A 16,451-nucleotide genomic window follows, 5' to 3' on the forward strand; every position below is an offset into this window, starting at 1 on the left:
CCGCGTGTTCGGCCCAACCCCAGGCAATTCTTAGCGTTCTTGTTTTAATGTCAAGAACTATAATCGTATCCAATCGGCTTCCTACGAAAGTCAATCGCACGGACGAAGGCCTGGAGTTTCAGCCCAGTGAAGGCGGCCTGGCTACCGGCCTGGGCTCTATTTACCGCAGCGAAAACAACGTGTGGGTGGGCTGGCCGGGTCTGTTCGTGGACGACCCCACCGAGCGGCAAACCGTGACCAAACGCCTGCGTGCCAATAGCATGGCCCCGGTCTTTCTCACCGAAGACGAAATCCGGGATTACTACGAGGGCTTCAGCAATTCCACGCTCTGGCCCACTTTCCATTATTTCACGCAGTTTGCCACCTACGACGACGAGCAGTGGCAGGCTTACGTGACGGTTAACGAGAAATTTTGTGAAGCTGTGCTGGCGCTGGCCGGCCCCGAAGACACCATTTGGGTGCAGGACTACCAGCTGCTGCTATTGCCCGAGCTGCTGCGCCGGGCGCGGCCCCAGGCCACCATTGGCTTCTTTCTGCACATTCCGTTTCCGTCCTACGAGCTGCTGCGGGTGCTGCCCTGGGGCGCCGACCTGGTGCGGGGCATGCTCGGGGCCGACCTCATCGGCTTTCATACCTTCGGGTACATGCGGCACTTCCTCAGCGCGGTGTCGCGGATGCTGGGCCTGAGCATTCAAAATGGCCAGATTGAAACCCCCACGCGCACCGTGCTGGTCGATGCCTTTCCCATGGGCATCGACTACCAGCGCTACGAGCTGGCCGCCGCCTCGCCGGAAGTGGAGGTGCACCAGCGCGCCTACCGTGAGGCCCTGCGCGACGTGCGCGTGGTGCTGTCCATCGACCGGCTGGACTACACCAAAGGCATTGCCCAGCGCCTGCTGGCTTTTGAGCAGCTCCTGCGGCAATACCCTGAGTGGCGCGAGCAGGTGAGCCTGCTGATGGTGGTAGTGCCCTCCCGCGACCAGGTGGCCCAATACGCGGCCCTGAAAGAGGAAATCGACGAATTGGTGGGCCGCATCAACGCCCAGTACCGCACCATCAGCTGGAACCCCATTCATTACTTCTACCGCTCGTTCCCATTTGATGAGCTGGTGTCGCTCTACCGCCTGGCCGATGTGGCCCTGGTCACGCCCATTCGCGACGGCATGAACCTGGTGGCCAAGGAGTTTATTGCCAGCAAAACCCACCAGCGCGGGGTGCTTATTCTCAGCGAGCGGGCCGGGGCAGCCGTGGAGCTGTCCGATGCCCTGCTCATCAACCCCACCAGCACCAACCAGCTGGTGGAAGCCCTGAACGAGGCACTACTAATGCCCGAAGATGAACAGATAACCCGCATGTCCAACATGCAGGACCTGGTGCGCCAGTACGACGTATTTGCGTGGACGCGGCTATTTATGGACCGCCTGGCTCATAGCAAGGTAAAGCAACACACTATGACCACTAACGAACTCGACGCCGAGGCCACCGACCAACTCCTAGGCGACTACGAGGCCGCAACGCGCCGCTTGCTGCTGCTGGACTATGACGGGACGCTGGTGGGTTTCCACAACAACCCCCAGCGCGCCCAGCCCGACCAGGAGTTGCTGGAGCTGCTCACGATGCTGGCGGCCAACCCCCACAACCGGGTGGTCATCATCAGCGGGCGCGACCGCGACACGCTGCAGCGCTGGCTGGGCCACCTGCATCTCGACTTTATTGCCGAGCACGGCGTGTGGCTGCGCCAGGCCGGCCTGGAGTGGCACCTGTTCCAGGAGCTGCGCGCCGACTGGAAACAGGAGCTGCGCCCCATTCTGGAACTGTACGTGCGCCGCACGGCCGGCTCCTTTATCGAGGAGAAGGACTACTCGCTGGTCTGGCACTTCCGGCGCGCCGACGCCGAGCTGGGCGCCGCGCGGGCCCGCGACCTCATCAACCACCTCAACTTCATGACGTCCAATGCCGAGCTGCAGGTGATGGAGGGCAACAAGGTTATCGAAATAAAGAACGCCGGCATCAACAAAGGCACGGCGGCGGCACGCTGGCTGGGCATGGCCCAACCCGATTTTGTGCTGGCCCTGGGCGACGACCGCACCGACGAAGACACTTTTGCAGCGCTGCCGCCCGACGCTTACACCGTGAAGGTGGGCCGCGCGCCGCGTTCCCTGGCCCGCTACTCGGTAGACAATAGCGGCGAGGTGCGCAAGCTCTTGCGCCGCCTTATTTAGGCCGCAAAATTCAATTGTTTAGGGATTTTCCTAAATAATGGACCTAACTAAAAGAACGTCATGCTGAGCTTGCCGAAGCATCTCGCGTGCCACCACTAACTCGCTATTTTGAATTAGTGGTGCTCGGGTAGCTTCGTCGTGATTCCGGCTCCGGTTATCACTTCGTTCACGCCCAACAGTGGCTCGGCCGGTGCCGTGGTCGTGCTCACCGGCAGCAACTTCGGCGGCACCACGCAAATCACGTTCAATGGCGTTGTGGCCCCCACTTTCACCGTCAACTCTTCTACCCAGATTACCGTGACGGTGCCAGCAGGAGCCACTTCGGGCCCCATTGTTGTCACGGCGGCGGGGGGCATGGGTGCCTCCGAAACCAACTTTCTGGTGCCGCCGGCCAATGACCTTTGTGCCAATGCCCTGCCGCTGGCCTGCGGCCAAACCGTAACCGGCAGCACCACCAGTGCCACCGCCACCGGCGACCCCGTCGACGACTGCTTCGAGACCGTGGATGCGGGTGGCGTGTTTTACACCATTGTCGGCAATGGCAATCCCATCACCGTTTCTACCTGCAGCTCCACTACCAATTTCGACACCAAGCTCTTTGTGTACACCGGAGCTTGCGGTACTTTTACCTGCGTTGGTGGCAACGACGATGACCCGACGTGCAACCCCAATGGCGTTGCTTCTCTCGTCACGTTCAACACGACAGCCGGCACCAATTACTTGGTGTTCGTGAGTGGCTTCGACACCGAAACCGGTGATTTCACCCTTAGCGCCACGTGCTCTACTGCATCATCCACACCAGTAATCACTGTCCTGAGCCCCGCTTCCGGCCCGGTCGGCACGGCCGTCACGCTCACCGGTACCGACCTGAACGCCGTCACCAGCGTCACGCTCAACGGCACTCCCGTCGCGGGGTTGAACGTGGTGAACCCCACCACCCTCACGTTTACGGTTCCCACGGGCGCCACCACCGGCAATGTGGTTGTAGCCACTGCCTTTGGCACCAGCAACGGCCAGCTCTTCACCGTCGGCACTATCACGGCGGCTACCAATAGCACCAAGAGCGAGTTCAGCATCTGGCCTAACCCTGTGGCCGGCAAAGGCTTGCTGCACGTAAAGCTGGCCGCGCGTGCCACCCAGGCCACCGTCACCCTGCGCAACGTGGTGGGCCAATTGGTGAGTACCCGCACTTTCAGCGGCAGCGAAACCGATTTGTCCATGGCCGGCCTGTCGGCCGGTACCTACCTGCTCACCGTGCAAACCGACCGCCGCACGCCCACCGTCCAGCGGGTAGTAGTGGAGTAGGCTTTGATTAGCAATCAGTAATTGGTGTTATACGCGCTAATCGCGCAATGTTACCTGTTAATTAACGTTACGCACCAGTCACATTTCAGCTTTGGAAAGGAGTTCCTTTTTCTTCAGGAAATCGTCGTTTCAGTACCTGATTGTGGGCAGTGCCTCGCACCGGCTATAACCAAAAAAAACAATTCTAATTTCCACTGCCCATGAAGAATTACTTGCTCCTTTTGCTGGTAGTACCGGGCTTGGCCGCTGCGCAAACGCCTATCCCCTTCGTGCTGACGGGCCACCTGGGTGCTGATGCTTACCGTAGCGCGCCTACCTACGTCTATTTGCGCTACGGAAGGATAGTAGATTCCGCGGTGGTAAAGAAAGGACGCTTCGAACTGAAGGGTACCGTGGACGCACCCACTAAAGGATTTCTCTCCATGCGGCGGAACATGGACGACCTGTCGGATCACAAGGCAGTCTTTTACCTCGAACAAGGCACGCTCGTCTTCACCAGTCCCGATTCGCTCAGGAACGCGCAGGTGGGCGGCACGCCGCTGACGGACGCCTGGCGGGTGTTATTGACGGTCGAAGAACCAATTAATCGGCAACTGAACGCGCTGGAAAAGGAGCTCCGGGCCGCCACCCCGGCGCAGCAGCAGTCGCCGGCGTGGCGGCAGGGCCTGCAGGCATGGCGCGCGGCTTTGTTGCGGGAACGTACCCGCTTGGATTCTGCGTTCGTCCGCGCCCACCCAGCTTCTATGATCAGCCTATATGTGTTGAACACGATGAGCAAGGACGCCACGCACGATGGACTGGTGACGGCCTTGCTCCCGACGCTGGCCCCGGCGGTGGGCACCAGCCCGCTAGCCGGGGAAATTAGGACAAAAATCCGGCAGAACGCGCTGGGCATTAAAGCCCAAACGGCGCTACAGGTGGGGCAAATGGCCCCCAACTTCACGCAAGCCACCCCCGAGGGCCGGCAAGTAGCGCTTGCCGACTATCGGGGCAAGTACGTGCTGGTAGACTTTTGGGCCAGCTGGTGCGGACCCTGCCGCGCCGAAAACCCGAACCTGACAAAAGCCTACCACGCGTACAAAGGCCGGAACTTCGACGTGCTCGGCGTGTCGCTCGACGAGGCTAGGGACCGGGCCAAATGGGTGAAAGCCATTCAGGCGGACAGCTGCCCTGGACGCAAGTATCCGAGTTGAAAGGCTGGCAAAGCAAGGCGGCCACCGCGTATTTCGTGAACGCCATTCCGCAGAATTTCCTGGTCGACCCCACGGGTAAAATCATCGCCCTAAACCTGCGCGGCGACGCGCTGCCGGAGGCACTGGCGCGGCTAGTGAAGTAGGTGCAATTCTTAGTAAGGGGAAGTTAAATAAGAATAGCGGCCTTATTCCTCGGAATGATAGCTGATGTTACGCACTAATTCGGGCTAGCTCCTGGTGCATTTACTGATTATCCACTTAAGCCGCTCGCATCTGGCGCAGGGGCGACTTCTCAAACTTGCTGCGGCAATAGCTCAGGTTAATCTGCAGCGCGTCGGCTCCTTCTTCCGAAGGCATCTCAAACATGGCATCGGTCATAATGCTCTCGCAGATGGAGCGCAAGCCACGGGCCCCGAGGCGGTACTCGTCGGCTTTCTCCACAATGTATTCAAGCGCATCTTCAGTAAAGCTGAGCTCGATGTTCTCCATGCCGAAGAGGCGCTTGTACTGGCGCACGAGCGAGTTCTTCGGCTCGGTCAGAATCATGCGCAGCGTGGTGCGGTCCAGCGGGTTGAGGTGCGTGAGCACCGGCAGGCGGCCAATCAATTCCGGAATCAGCCCGAACGATTTGATGTCCTGGGCCGATACGTAGCGCAGGAAATTCTCGGTGTCCACCTGGTCCTCAAGGTTCGTCTTGGCAAAGCCCATGGGCTTGGTGTTCAGGCGGCTCTTGATGATGCGGTCGAGGCCCGAAAAGGCGCCCCCGCAGATGAAGAGGATGTTCTCGGTATTCACCGAAATCATCTTTTGCTCGGGGTGCTTACGGCCTCCCTGCGGCGGCACGTTGATGGCCGTGCCTTCCAGCAGCTTCAGCAACGCCTGCTGCACGCCTTCGCCGCTCACGTCGCGCGTGATGCTGGGGTTGTCGCTCTTGCGGGCAATTTTATCGATTTCGTCGATGTACACGATGCCGCGCTCGGCGGCTTCCAGGTTGTAGTCGGCCGCTTGCAGCAGGCGGGTGAGGATGCTTTCCACGTCTTCGCCCACGTAGCCGGCCTCGGTCAGTACGGTGGCATCGGCAATGCAGAAAGGCACTTGCAGAATCTTGGCCAGCATGCGCGCCAGGAAGGTTTTGCCGGTGCCGGTTTCGCCCACCATGATGATGTTGGACTTCTCAATCTGCACCTCGTCCTCCTGGGGCTTCTGCATCAGGCGCTTGTAGTGATTGTACACCGCCACCGACATCACGCGCTTGGCTTCGTCCTGCCCCACCACGTACTGGTCAAGGTGGTCCTTAATGGCCTTGGGCTTAATGAGGTTGAACTTGGGCTGCTTGCTGGCGTCCTGGGCTTTGGCTTCTTCGTCGAGGATGTGCTGGGCTTGGCCCACGCATTTTTCGCAGATATGGGCGTTGATGCCCGAAATCATAACGGCAACCTCGCGCTTGTTTTTATTACAAAAGGAACAGGATATTTCGGCCACGGAAAGAAGAATAGAATAGTAGGAGAGAATGCTGGTTTTTGAACAAGCGGGCCCAAAGATACAACATGCCCAACGCCTGTTTGGCGAAAAATGGTGCCATTGTCAAAAGCGCAGGCAAGCCATTCAGCAATCAGTGAGCCCTTTAAAGAGCGTTGTGCTCAACAAAGTTCGGCTCGTAACTCCTGCTTACTGCAATGGTGAGAGTACTCATACTGAGCGCGCTACCACCACCAAAGGCCCCGGCACCGGGTTGCGCAGTTCCATTAATGGCCACAATGCCTGGGTTTTATTCATAATTCAGTATTCCCTCTCAATAGTTTTCAGGTCTTGGCAGAGCCTGCCATACGCACTGCAATCAGGCATCTCAATCCCAGCTGAATGCCAATTTGACCATATTATCATCCTTGGTAGTGGCCTTTCCCGGTCTAGTATCAGCGGCGCGTCGGGTTGCGTACTGTGCTATTTTCTTTTTCCACCCACGTACTTTGCCTTTCTATGAAAAGCATCTTTCACATGCTGCTGGCGGGTGGGTTGGTGGCTGCCTTGCCACTAGCCGGCGTTCGCGCCCAGACATCTACCCGCAAGCCCGCGCCCCGGCCCGCGCCCCGGCCCGCTGCCAAACCCGCGGCTAAGCCCGCTGCTAAGCCCGCTGCCAACCCCCCGGTTCGCACCGTGCCACCCCCACCGCCACCTCCGGAGCCGACCGCAGAAGCCGTGCCTTCGCTGCTCGAAACGGTCCTGCCCACTACGTTTACCGACGGTCCGTTTCAGGCCGGCAACCAAGTGCTGAACCTCGGTATTGGGGTGGGCAGCGGCAATAACTACCGCAACAAGCAAACCGGCGGCTCTGCTTCGGTGTCACCCGCTGTCAACCTATCGTATGAGCGCGGTCTGCTCCCCATTGGGCCCGGAGTGCTCGGCGCGGGCGTCATCATCGGCTACCAGGGCGCCTCCTACAACTTGAGCGGCGGCGAACGCTGGAAATACACCGACGTGCTGCTCGGCATCCGGGGCGCATTCCACTATCCTGTCCTCCCCGAATTTGATGCCTACGCCGGCCTCGGAGTGGGCCTGCGCTACAGCAGAGAGGCCTACGAAGGCAGCACTTCGGCTCCCGGCGCCGGCAGTGGCGTCAAGCTTGCGCCCGGCATCTTCGTGGGCGGCCGCTACTTCGTGCTGCCCAATCTTGGTGTCTTCGCCGAACTCGGCTACGACCAGACCTACCTCAAGGTGGGCCTCACCGGCAAATTCTAAGCAGCCCGTCAGGCTTCGGCCGCGCTTAAGTACGAATGCAGAAGTAAGCGTATGCTCCGGTCAGACCGCCCTGGGCGGTCTGACCGGTTATCGTCAGACCGAAATTGCTGGTGCTTCAACCGGTCTGACCGCCTAAGGCGGTCAGACCGGTAAGCCCGAATCGAATATGGTTACTGCTGCGCCAGTACTTAGCATGACGTTCTTTAAATACATCTGCTTATCCTGTTCGAATCAGCACTAAACGAAAAAATCCCCCGCTGCAGCAGCGGGGGATTTTTTATTGCAAAAGGGAATGCAAAGAATCGGTCCCAGCGCGGAACTAAGCTTTCTTCTTCTCCAGCACCTCGTCAATCAGGCCGTATTCTTTGGCTTCGTCGGCACGCATCCAGTAGTCGCGGTCCGAGTTGTCGTGAATTTCCTGGTAGGTTTTGCCGGTGTGCTGCGCCAGAATGTCATACAGCTCCTTCTTCAGTTTAAGGATTTCGCGGGCCGTGATTTCAATGTCCGACGACTGGCCTTGCGCACCGCCCGAAGGCTGGTGAATCATGACGCGGGCGTGGGGGAGGGCCGAGCGTTTGTTCTCGGCGCCACCAGCCAGCAGCACAGCACCCATGGAAGCAGCGAGGCCGGTGCAAATCGTGGCCACGTCGGGGTTCACGTACTGCATGGTGTCATAAATGCCCAGACCGGCATATACCGAGCCACCGGGCGAGTTGATGTAGAGCAGGATGTCCTTCTTGGCATCGGCCGACTCCAGAAACAGCATTTGCGCCGTCAGGATGTTGGCAATGTAGTCGTCCACGGCCGTGCCCAGAAACACAATCCGGTCCATGATGAGGCGCGAAAACACGTCGATTTCGGCGAAGCGCGTGGGGCGCTCCTCAATTACCGAACGGGTCATGCCGGTAAAGTTCTGGCGGGCAATGCCCTCCATGTGGGTCAGGTACTGGTCCACGCCCAGGCCGTTGAGTCCCTGGCCCTTCACGGCAAACTTGCGAAACTCTTGCTTATTCAGTAATGGATTCATTGGAGAAATTTGGGGCGCATGGTGTGAGCTTGCGCGGGTGAGGTAACAATGACGGGCGAAGTAAGCGAATGTTGTTGGAACACCAACAAAAAAAGCCCCTACGTTTCCGTAAGGGCTTTTCCGAAAGTCGGGCTGCTCGGCTACTACTAGCTGTGCAGGGTCCGGAATTCTTCGGCCGTTACGGGTTTGTCCGTAACAACAACTTTGCCGCGCAGGTTTTCCAGCACTTTCTCTGCCAGAATGGCCTCGTACTCGCTCACGTAGTTTTTGCCGTTCTCCTGCTTCAGGAAGCTGTCGGCGTACTGGCGCATCGACTCGCGCATTTCGTCGGGCATGTTGGGCATGTTGAACTGGCCCATGATTTTGTCGAGGGTGCGGTCCACAATCTCGTCGTTGCTCACTTTCAGGCCGGCGTCTTCCACCACCTTGTTGCGAATCATGCTCCACTTCAACTCCTTCTCGTAGTCGCTGTAGTGCTCCTCCACCTTCTCAGGCGTCAGTTTGCCTTCGTTGGCACGCACCAGCCACTTCTTGAAGAACTCCGTGGGCACCTTAATTTCCACGGTGCTCACCAGTTGCTCCACAATGCTGTTGTTGAGGGCGCCGTCGCTCTCGCGGTCGTAGTTCGACTGGATGGTTTCGCGCACTTTAGCATCGAACTCTTCCTGCGAAGCCACTGCCTCAGGGCCAAATACTTTGTCGAACAGCTCCTGGTTCATTTCGGGGGCCGTGGTGCGGTTCACCTTCTCCACGTTGAACACGTAGTCTCCGGTAGCCGCCGCGGCCTCTTCCTTGCTCAGGCCCGTCACACTCGAAACTGTAGCCGCGTCGTTGCCGAAAGCCGCCTGCAGGTCAAACGTTACGACATCGCCGCGTTTTTTGCCAATAAACTGGGCCGAGTCGCCGGTGATTTTGGCGATGGGCAGCAGGATGGTGCGGCCTTCGCCTTCCTCATCCGCCTTCTTCAGCTTGCCGAAGAGGTAGTCGCCAGCTTCCGATTCCTCGGGGTTGGTGGTCTCGCCGTACTGACGGGCAATTTGCTCGTTGGTCTGGTTGAGGGTTTCCTCGTCGATGGTCACCTGGTGGCGCTCCACTTGCAGCGCACCCTCGGCGGGCAGCTCAAAATCGGGCAGCAGGCCCAGCTCAAACTGAAATTCGAAGTCCTTATCGGTATCGAAATTCACGTCGCTTGGCACGGGCAGGGGCTCACCCAGCAGCTTGATGTTGTTCTCTTTGATGTAGGCATCCACCGATTTGCCCAGCATTTTGTTGATTTCCTCAGCCAGAATGCCTTTGCCGTACATCTTGCGCACCATGCCCACGGGCACCATGCCCGGGCGGAAGCCCTTCACCTGAGCGCGCTTGCTGTACTCTTTGATTTGCTTATCAACCGTAGTCGCGTAGTCGGCTTCGGTGAGCTGGACTTTCAGCAGCCCGGTCAGCTGCTCGTCGTTCTTATCGAGGGTAATGTTCAAAACAGGGGAGCCGGCTTCCGCTGGCCAGGTTGAAAAGTTGAAAAAAAAGCCTCCAGCCTATGCGACTGAAGGCCTACATCAAAAAAAGTGCGGATAGAGGGACTCGAACCCACACGCCTTGCGGCACCAGATCCTAAGTCTGGCACGTCTACCAATTTCGCCATATCCGCATATGGTGCCGCACGCCGACTGCGTACGGGCCCGCAAAGGTACTCGGGAAATTCATTGCGCGCAAAGCCCAAGTGCAAGTAGTCTGCGTAGGACTGTTTGGGCCACCTTTTCTCCCCGGCCTTTGTTACTTTACCACCTATGCCTCCCGTTATCTCTCCCGAAGCCGAGCGCCAGGAAATCCTGCGCCACTACCGCCGCCTGCTGCGCACGGCCAAGCCTTACCTGCAGGGGGGCGACACCAAGCTGATTAAAAAAGCATTCAATCAGAGCCTTGAGGCGCACAAAGAGATGCGCCGGAAGTCGGGCGAGCCCTACATTCTGCACCCGCTGGCAGTGGCCCAGATTGCGGTGGAGGAGATTGGACTGGGCACCACGAGCATTGTGGCTGCCCTGCTGCACGACGTAGTCGAGGACACGCCCACTGAAATTTCTGATATCGAGCGCGAGTTCGGGCCGAAGGTGGCCCGCATCATCGACGGCCTGACGAAAATTTCGGGCGTCTTTGAGTACGGAACCAGCGAGCAGGCCGAAAACTTCCGCAAAATGCTGCTCACGCTGAGCGAGGACGTGCGCGTTATCCTCATCAAAATTGCCGACCGCCTGCACAACATGCGGACCCTGGACTCGATGCCGCGCCATAAGCAGCTCAAAATTGCTTCGGAGACGCTGTATTTGTACGCTCCGCTGGCGCACCGGCTGGGACTCTATACTATAAAGAGTGAGCTGGAAGATTTGTATCTCAAATTCACCGATACCGATACCTACAACGACCTCAAGGCCAAAGTGCGGCAGAGCCAGAGCGCGCGCAACCGCTTTATTAAGGATTTTGTGCAGCCCATCGAGGACGAATTGAAGGGGCAGGGCTTCGAGTTTGAGATAAAAGGCCGGCCCAAAAGCATCTATTCGGTTCTTAAGAAGATGAAGAAGCAGAACATTACCTTCGACGAGGTGTATGATCTGTTTGCTGTTCGGGTTATTTTGGACGTACCGCCGGAGCAGGAAAAAGCGGCTTGCTGGCAGGTCTACAGCATTGTGACCGATTTCTATCAGCCCAACCCCGACCGGCTGCGGGACTGGGTCTCGACTCCTAAGGCCAACGGTTATGAAAGCCTGCACACCACGGTCATGTCGCGGGCCGGGCAATGGGTGGAAGTCCAAATCCGCTCGCGCCGCATGGATGACATTGCGGAGAAAGGCTACGCCGCGCACTGGAAATACAAGGACACCGGCAGCATTCAGCCCGAAAGCTCGCTGGAAGGCTGGGTAAACAAGGTGCGCGAGATGTTGGAAACCAACAATTCCAGCGCCCTCGAATTCATGGACGAGTTCCGCCAGAACCTGTTCGTAAAGGAGGTCTACGCGTTTACGCCCAAGGGAAAGCTGGTGATTTTGCCGGACAAAGCCACCGCGCTGGACTTTGCTTTCGACATTCACACCCACATTGGCCTGCATTGCCTTGGAGCCAAAGTGAACCAAAAACTGGAGCCGCTCAGCTACCAGTTGTCCAACGGAGACCAAGTCGAAATTCTGACGTCGCACAAGCAGCGGCCCACGTCGGAGTGGCTCAACTACGTCATCACCACCAAAGCCCGCTCCAAAATCAAGGACTTTCTGCGCGACGACAAGCGGGCCAAAGCGGAAGACGGACGTTTTCTGCTGGAAAAGCGGCTGGAAAACATCGGGGTGCCCTTCACTCAGGAGAATTTTAACCGCTTGCTGGCCTACTTCAACGTGGCCAGTGCGCAGGAGTTCTACTACCGCCTAGCCATTGGGCAGGTAGACGGTCGCACCATTCGCGAGCCGTTATTCAGCGCTGAGAAAGCCACGCCCTCCGTGCTCGAGCCCAAGGCATTTGACAACGAAGTGCAAAAAATCCGCGGAGTACGCCCCGATATGCTTGTGGTGGGCGAACACACCGACAAATTTGATTACAGCATTGCCCGTTGCTGCAATCCCATTCCCGGCGACGATGTGTTCGGCTTTGAGACCGACCAGGGCCTCATCATTCACCGCACCAACTGCCCCCAAGCCGTTGATTTGATGTCCAACTACGGCAACCGCATTGTGCGCGCCAAGTGGACCGACCAGCTCGAGCTGGCCTTTTTGGCTGGCATCCGCCTCAAAGGCTCCGACCGGGTGGGCATCGTCAACGACGTCACGCGCATCATTAGCACCAGCTTGAAAGTAAACATGCGCTCCATCACCGTCGATGCCAACGACGGGTTCTTCGAAGGCCAGATTATGGTGTTTGTCAACGATACCAGCCACCTCGATAAGCTCATTCAACGGCTGAGCCGCGTAAACGGCGTGCTGCAGGTAGAGCGGTTCGATTCATGAAAACAACCCCGGAACCTGCCGTAACCTGCCACGGAGTAGGCGTAAACGAGCGCACCCAGTGCGCGCACTACCATTCGGAGCGCGACATAATTGCCATTAAATTCAAGTGCTGCGGTGCCTTTTATGCCTGCATTCAATGCCACCAAGAGTCAGTAAGCCACGCGCCGGAAGTCTGGCCCGTGGCTGAGTTCAGCCAGGAAGCCATCTATTGCGGCAACTGCTCCGGCGTCCTCAGCATCGCAGCCTACCTGAGCTGCGGCAACGCCTGCCCGCTATGCCAGGCCGCTTTCAACCCGGGTTGCGCCAATCACTACCACCTTTACTTTGAACGCTGAAACCTAAAGCGGGCGTTGCGGCTTAGCAAGCCGGCGGTTTTACCTTTGTTCACCAACACCCCATAGCCATTGTCTTCTTCCCAAGTAGCTTCCGCACAACTGCCCTTGCCCCCTGCCAAACCGGCTGGGCAGGAGGTAGGCGGCTCCTCCGAAACCGGCTACGCGGCCAAGCACACGCCCAGTGCTGCTTCCCAGGCCACCCTCAATACCGATAAGCTCGAGGAAGTCCGTAAGCTTTTCACGGCCCATCTTGAGAACAAAGGACTGCGCAAAACCGGCGAGCGGTATGCCATCCTCGAAGAAATCTACGCCCGCTCCGGTCACTTCGATGTGGACGAACTCTATGCCGGCATGAAGGAGCGCGGCTTGCAAGTGAGCCGCGCCACCGTCTACAACACGCTCGACCTATTGGTAGAGCAGGGCCTCGTGAGCAAGCACCAGTTCGGCCGCAACCTCGCCCAGTACGAGAAGAGCTACGGCTACCGCCAGCACGACCACGTCATCTGCACCGAATGCCATAAAGTGGTGGAATTCTGCGACCCACGCATTCACGGCATCCAAACCATGGTCGGCGAGCTCCTGAACTTCCATATCTTGCACCATTCTTTAAATCTTTACGGCATCTGCGGCGACTGTCGCGCCCAGGCCGCCGCCCGTTCTTCCGCCACTCCCGCATGACCATTACCAGTTCCGTTCAGAACGGCATCCTTTACGTCCGTCTCACCGGCGACCTCATCGGCAGCCCCGATACCGACCAGCTTCTTCAGTCCGTCAATAACCACCTCGGCGAGTCGCTCAACTTATGCGCCGTTGATTTGTCCGAAATCCGCTACATCAATAGTGCCGGCATCGGCGTTCTGGTTTCCCTCCTCACCAAGTTCCGCAGCCGCGGCGGCGAAATGGTTCTCATCAATCCCGCCGAACACCCCAAGAAAATGCTGGCCCTAACCAAGCTAAACAACATTTTCACCGTCGCCGCCGACGAAGCCGCCGCTCGCCAACTCTTAGCTCCGGCCGCCGTTTAGGCGGCCTTTTTTTTGCCCCGTTTGTCATCCTGAACATTCTGCCGTTGAAGCAGAGGCAAAGGACCTTGTCACGCAGGAGCAAGCAATAAAACTCAGTAACAAACACCTCAACAACAGTCCTCCCCAAACCTTATACTTCGTCAGGTTCCCCTCTCCATCGAAGCGGGACCGGGGGTAAGGCGCATCGCGGAGGGCGAAACCCCAAACCATTATGCCAGTAGACGTATTAGTAGGCCTCCAGTGGGGCGATGAAGGCAAAGGCAAAATCGTAGACGTCCTCGCACCCACCTACGATGCCGTAGCCCGCTTTCAGGGCGGTCCCAATGCCGGTCACACCCTCACCTTCGACGGCATCAAGCACGTCCTGCACCAGGTGCCCAGCGGCATCTTTCACCCACATATCCTGAATATAGTAGGCAACGGCGTCGTCCTCGACCCCATCGTCTTTCGTGCCGAACTCCAAAAACTCACCGATAGGGGAGTAGACTGGGCCCAAAACCTCTATATCTCCAAGAAGGCCCAGCTCATCCTGCCCTCGCACCGCGCCCTCGACCGCATCAACGAAGAAGCCCGCGGCAACACCAAAATAGGTAGCACCCTCAAAGGCATCGGCCCCACCTATTCCGATAAAATTGGGCGCGTGGGCCTTCGCGTAGGCCACATCCTCCTGCCCGATTTCGAGCAGCGCTACAAAGAAGCCGTCGCCCAGCACGCCGCCATCGCCTCGCATAACAACAAGGAGCTCGAAATAGAAGCCCTCGAAGCCGACTTCTTTTCGGCCATCGACTTCCTGCGCACCCTCCAGCTCACCGACACCGAATACCTTCTCAACGACCTCCTCACCCAGGGCAAGCGCATCCTTGCCGAAGGTGCACAGGGTTCCCTACTAGATATCGACTTCGGCTCTTACCCCTACGTCACCTCCTCCAGCACCATAGCCGCCGGCGCCTGCACCGGCCTCGGCATTGCGCCCCGTCATATAGATAAGGTGTACGGCATCACCAAAGCCTATTGTACCCGCGTCGGCAGTGGCCCGTTCCCCACCGAACTCCACGACGAAGTAGGCGAGCAAATCCGCCAGGCCGGCCGCGAGTTCGGCTCCACCACCGGCCGCCCCCGTCGCACCGGCTGGATAGACTTGCCCGCTCTGCGCTACGCCATCATGCTCAACGGTGTCACCGAACTTCACCTCATGAAAGCGGATGTACTTGACGGCTTCACCGAAATCCAGGCTTGCACCCACTACCGCACCGCTACCGGCGAAAGCACCCCTAAGCTCCCCGACCCCGGTGAACTCACCAGCCTCACCCCCGAGTACATCACCCTCCCCGGCTGGAACACCGACCTCACTCAAATAACCGACTCCACCCAACTCCCTGCGAACCTGGTAGCCTACCTGGAGTTCCTCGAAAAGGAGCTTCAGGTGCCCATCAGCATCGTCAGCGTCGGCCCCGACCGCGTCAGTACCCTCCACCGTTAGGTACTACGCATTAAGTACTACGCATCGTCAGGTGCCCGTCGCAATTCTAGGCCCTGCTCCATATACGGCCACACAATGGAGATAGGGGCAGGGCCTTTTTTTGCAAATACAGCCGCTTCCACTAATCATTTAAAGCACCAATCTAACTTCCCCAGATAGACTAACTCGAAATTTTTCACCGCATCAATCAGCTACTTATAACATCAAACAAGCTATTTCGTACAAGGCAGCTTGTTGCCCCCAAAAGTCCTCCTACCTTTGCAGTCCCGAAACGTCAAACGGACAAACGGAAAAGCCCAAAGCACGCGCTTAAGCAACGAATTGAAATACCAGAAGCATCTGCGGAAGGCAAGCAAGAGCTCCTTTACAACCAGTTGCAATCGCTGAGGTTTATTTCTCAAATAGCTTGCACCGGCAAAAAAAGCCGCCGTACCTTTGCAGCCCGCTTCAACCGGAAGCAGTTAGCCCAGAGAAAAATAAAGAACTGCTCTTTAAATTTTCTTCGGTCAAGTTTTGTAAGTTGAAAATAAGTGCTACCTTTGCACTCCCAAAACGAATAGAGACAACGAGAATGCAGCCTTAAAGAGCTGATTTACAAATCTAAAAACTGCGTTAATCGAAAGCAGTGATTTGAAGACTTAGCGAAAAAAATCAAGAGATTCATCGAAAAGGACTTGTCAAATCAAAACATGTTTCCTACCTTTGCACTCCCAAAACGAACAAAGGTTGTAAACGGCAACTAAAGGATTAAAAAATTTAATCCACACTGATGCTTCAAATGGAAGCATCACACGTTCTTTGAATGACGGAAACAGACAAAATAGTAAGTGTTTCACTTGGAATTTCTTCTTAATGGAAGAAGCAGAAGTGGGACAAACCAAGCGAAACGAATTTGACCATAACGTCAATATGTGAGCAAGGTCAGCACTCGACATCAGCCATTCTTCGGAATGGTGTAGGATATTTTACAATGGAGAGTTTGATCTTGGCTCAGGATGAACGCTAGCGGCAGGCCTAATACATGCAAGTCGAACGGTTGTAGCAATACAATAGTGGCGCACGGGTGCGTAACGCGTAGCCAACCTACCCGAATCTGGGGGATAGCCCGCCGAAAGGCGGATTAATACCGCATAAAACTGCAGTCC

At 57.3% G+C, this 16,451-nt stretch carries 13 protein-coding genes, 1 tRNA gene and 1 rRNA gene; 11 read left to right on the forward strand and 4 right to left on the reverse strand.

Going from position 1 to position 16,451, the window contains the following annotated elements; all coding sequences use genetic code 11:
* Nucleotides 1-47 precede the first annotated feature (47 nt).
* From BEN48_RS04445 to BEN48_RS19020, 4 genes are all read left to right on the forward strand, one after another.
* Nucleotides 48-2,222, forward strand: a complete 2,175-nt coding sequence (locus BEN48_RS04445) for a bifunctional alpha,alpha-trehalose-phosphate synthase (UDP-forming)/trehalose-phosphatase (protein ID WP_070733317.1) — start codon at nt 48-50, stop codon at nt 2,220-2,222.
* A gap of 138 nt (nt 2,223-2,360) precedes the next feature.
* Entirely contained in the window at nt 2,361-3,527 is a 1,167-nt protein-coding gene (locus BEN48_RS04450; RefSeq protein WP_070733319.1) for an IPT/TIG domain-containing protein, read from the forward strand.
* Between the two features lie 200 nt (nt 3,528-3,727).
* A complete protein-coding gene (locus tag BEN48_RS04455) occupies nt 3,728-4,720 on the forward strand; it encodes a TlpA disulfide reductase family protein (RefSeq protein WP_070733320.1) in 993 nt (330 codons plus the stop codon).
* Complete coding sequence (locus BEN48_RS19020; RefSeq protein WP_158010099.1) at nt 4,717-4,863, forward strand: hypothetical protein; 147 nt, start codon at nt 4,717-4,719, stop codon at nt 4,861-4,863. The genes BEN48_RS04455 and BEN48_RS19020 overlap by 4 nt, the downstream gene beginning before the upstream one ends.
* A 115-nt stretch (nt 4,864-4,978) precedes the next feature.
* Here the strand turns inward: BEN48_RS19020 and clpX are convergent, their stop codons facing one another.
* Nucleotides 4,979-6,202, reverse strand: a complete 1,224-nt coding sequence (gene clpX / locus BEN48_RS04460; protein ID WP_070733322.1) for an ATP-dependent Clp protease ATP-binding subunit ClpX — start codon at nt 6,200-6,202, stop codon at nt 4,979-4,981.
* Nucleotides 6,203-6,697: 495 nt separating this feature from the next.
* Here clpX and BEN48_RS19285 point away from each other — a divergent pair, with 495 nt between their 5' ends.
* Complete coding sequence (locus BEN48_RS19285) at nt 6,698-7,456, forward strand: hypothetical protein (RefSeq protein ID WP_070733324.1); 759 nt, start codon at nt 6,698-6,700, stop codon at nt 7,454-7,456.
* 319 nt (nt 7,457-7,775) lie between these two features.
* Here the strand turns inward: BEN48_RS19285 and BEN48_RS04470 are convergent, their stop codons facing one another.
* The 3 genes from BEN48_RS04470 to BEN48_RS04480 form a co-directional block, all read right to left on the reverse strand.
* On the reverse strand, nt 7,776-8,483 hold the full coding sequence (locus BEN48_RS04470) for a ClpP family protease (protein ID WP_035562744.1): 708 nt from the start codon (nt 8,481-8,483) through the stop codon (nt 7,776-7,778).
* 146 nt (nt 8,484-8,629) lie between these two features.
* On the reverse strand, nt 8,630-9,958 hold the full coding sequence (gene tig, locus BEN48_RS04475) for a trigger factor (protein WP_070733326.1): 1,329 nt from the start codon (nt 9,956-9,958) through the stop codon (nt 8,630-8,632).
* An 88-nt stretch (nt 9,959-10,046) separates the two neighbouring features.
* A tRNA-Leu gene (locus BEN48_RS04480) sits at nt 10,047-10,128 on the reverse strand.
* Nucleotides 10,129-10,267: 139 nt separating this feature from the next.
* On the opposite strand from BEN48_RS04480, the gene BEN48_RS04485 reads away from it, so the two are divergent.
* The 6 genes from BEN48_RS04485 to BEN48_RS04510 form a co-directional block, all read left to right on the forward strand.
* Nucleotides 10,268-12,466 carry a RelA/SpoT family protein gene (locus BEN48_RS04485; protein ID WP_070733327.1) on the forward strand — a complete coding sequence of 733 codons (2,199 nt, stop codon included), beginning with the start codon at nt 10,268-10,270 and terminating at the stop codon, nt 12,464-12,466.
* The gene (locus BEN48_RS20155) at nt 12,463-12,801 is read left to right on the forward strand and encodes a CHY zinc finger protein (RefSeq protein ID WP_070733329.1); all 339 of its coding nucleotides are present in this window, start codon (nt 12,463-12,465) and stop codon (nt 12,799-12,801) included. Before BEN48_RS04485 ends, BEN48_RS20155 begins: the two co-directional genes overlap by 4 nt.
* A 105-nt stretch (nt 12,802-12,906) precedes the next feature.
* Nucleotides 12,907-13,479, forward strand: coding sequence for a Fur family transcriptional regulator (locus BEN48_RS04495; RefSeq protein WP_083320759.1), 573 nt, complete (start codon nt 12,907-12,909; stop codon nt 13,477-13,479).
* Entirely contained in the window at nt 13,476-13,826 is a 351-nt protein-coding gene (locus tag BEN48_RS04500; RefSeq protein ID WP_070733330.1) for an STAS domain-containing protein, read from the forward strand. Before BEN48_RS04495 ends, BEN48_RS04500 begins: the two co-directional genes overlap by 4 nt.
* Nucleotides 13,827-14,037: 211 nt before the next feature.
* Nucleotides 14,038-15,306: an adenylosuccinate synthase gene (locus BEN48_RS04505; protein WP_070733332.1), complete on the forward strand. Its 1,269-nt coding sequence runs from the start codon at nt 14,038-14,040 to the stop codon at nt 15,304-15,306.
* 967 nt (nt 15,307-16,273) lie between these two features.
* A 16S ribosomal RNA gene (locus BEN48_RS04510) occupies nt 16,274-16,451 on the forward strand; the annotation flags it as partial.

Source organism: Hymenobacter glacialis, from assembly GCF_001816165.1.
Classification (GTDB): domain Bacteria; phylum Bacteroidota; class Bacteroidia; order Cytophagales; family Hymenobacteraceae; genus Hymenobacter; species Hymenobacter glacialis.

Excerpts from the sequence above, each read along its gene's own strand:
- BEN48_RS04445 (WP_070733317.1), top strand. The coding sequence starts at position 48 with ATGTCAAGAACTATAATCGTATCCAATCGGCTTCCTACGAAAGTCAAT.
- BEN48_RS04455 (WP_070733320.1), top strand. The coding sequence starts at position 3,728 with ATGAAGAATTACTTGCTCCTTTTGCTGGTAGTACCGGGCTTGGCCGCT.
- BEN48_RS19285 (WP_070733324.1), top strand. The coding sequence starts at position 6,698 with ATGAAAAGCATCTTTCACATGCTGCTGGCGGGTGGGTTGGTGGCTGCC.
- BEN48_RS04470 (WP_035562744.1), bottom strand. The coding sequence starts at position 8,483 with ATGAATCCATTACTGAATAAGCAAGAGTTTCGCAAGTTTGCCGTGAAG.
- BEN48_RS04485 (WP_070733327.1), top strand. The coding sequence starts at position 10,268 with ATGCCTCCCGTTATCTCTCCCGAAGCCGAGCGCCAGGAAATCCTGCGC.
- BEN48_RS20155 (WP_070733329.1), top strand. The coding sequence starts at position 12,463 with ATGAAAACAACCCCGGAACCTGCCGTAACCTGCCACGGAGTAGGCGTA.
- BEN48_RS04500 (WP_070733330.1), top strand. The coding sequence starts at position 13,476 with ATGACCATTACCAGTTCCGTTCAGAACGGCATCCTTTACGTCCGTCTC.
- BEN48_RS04505 (WP_070733332.1), top strand. The coding sequence starts at position 14,038 with ATGCCAGTAGACGTATTAGTAGGCCTCCAGTGGGGCGATGAAGGCAAA.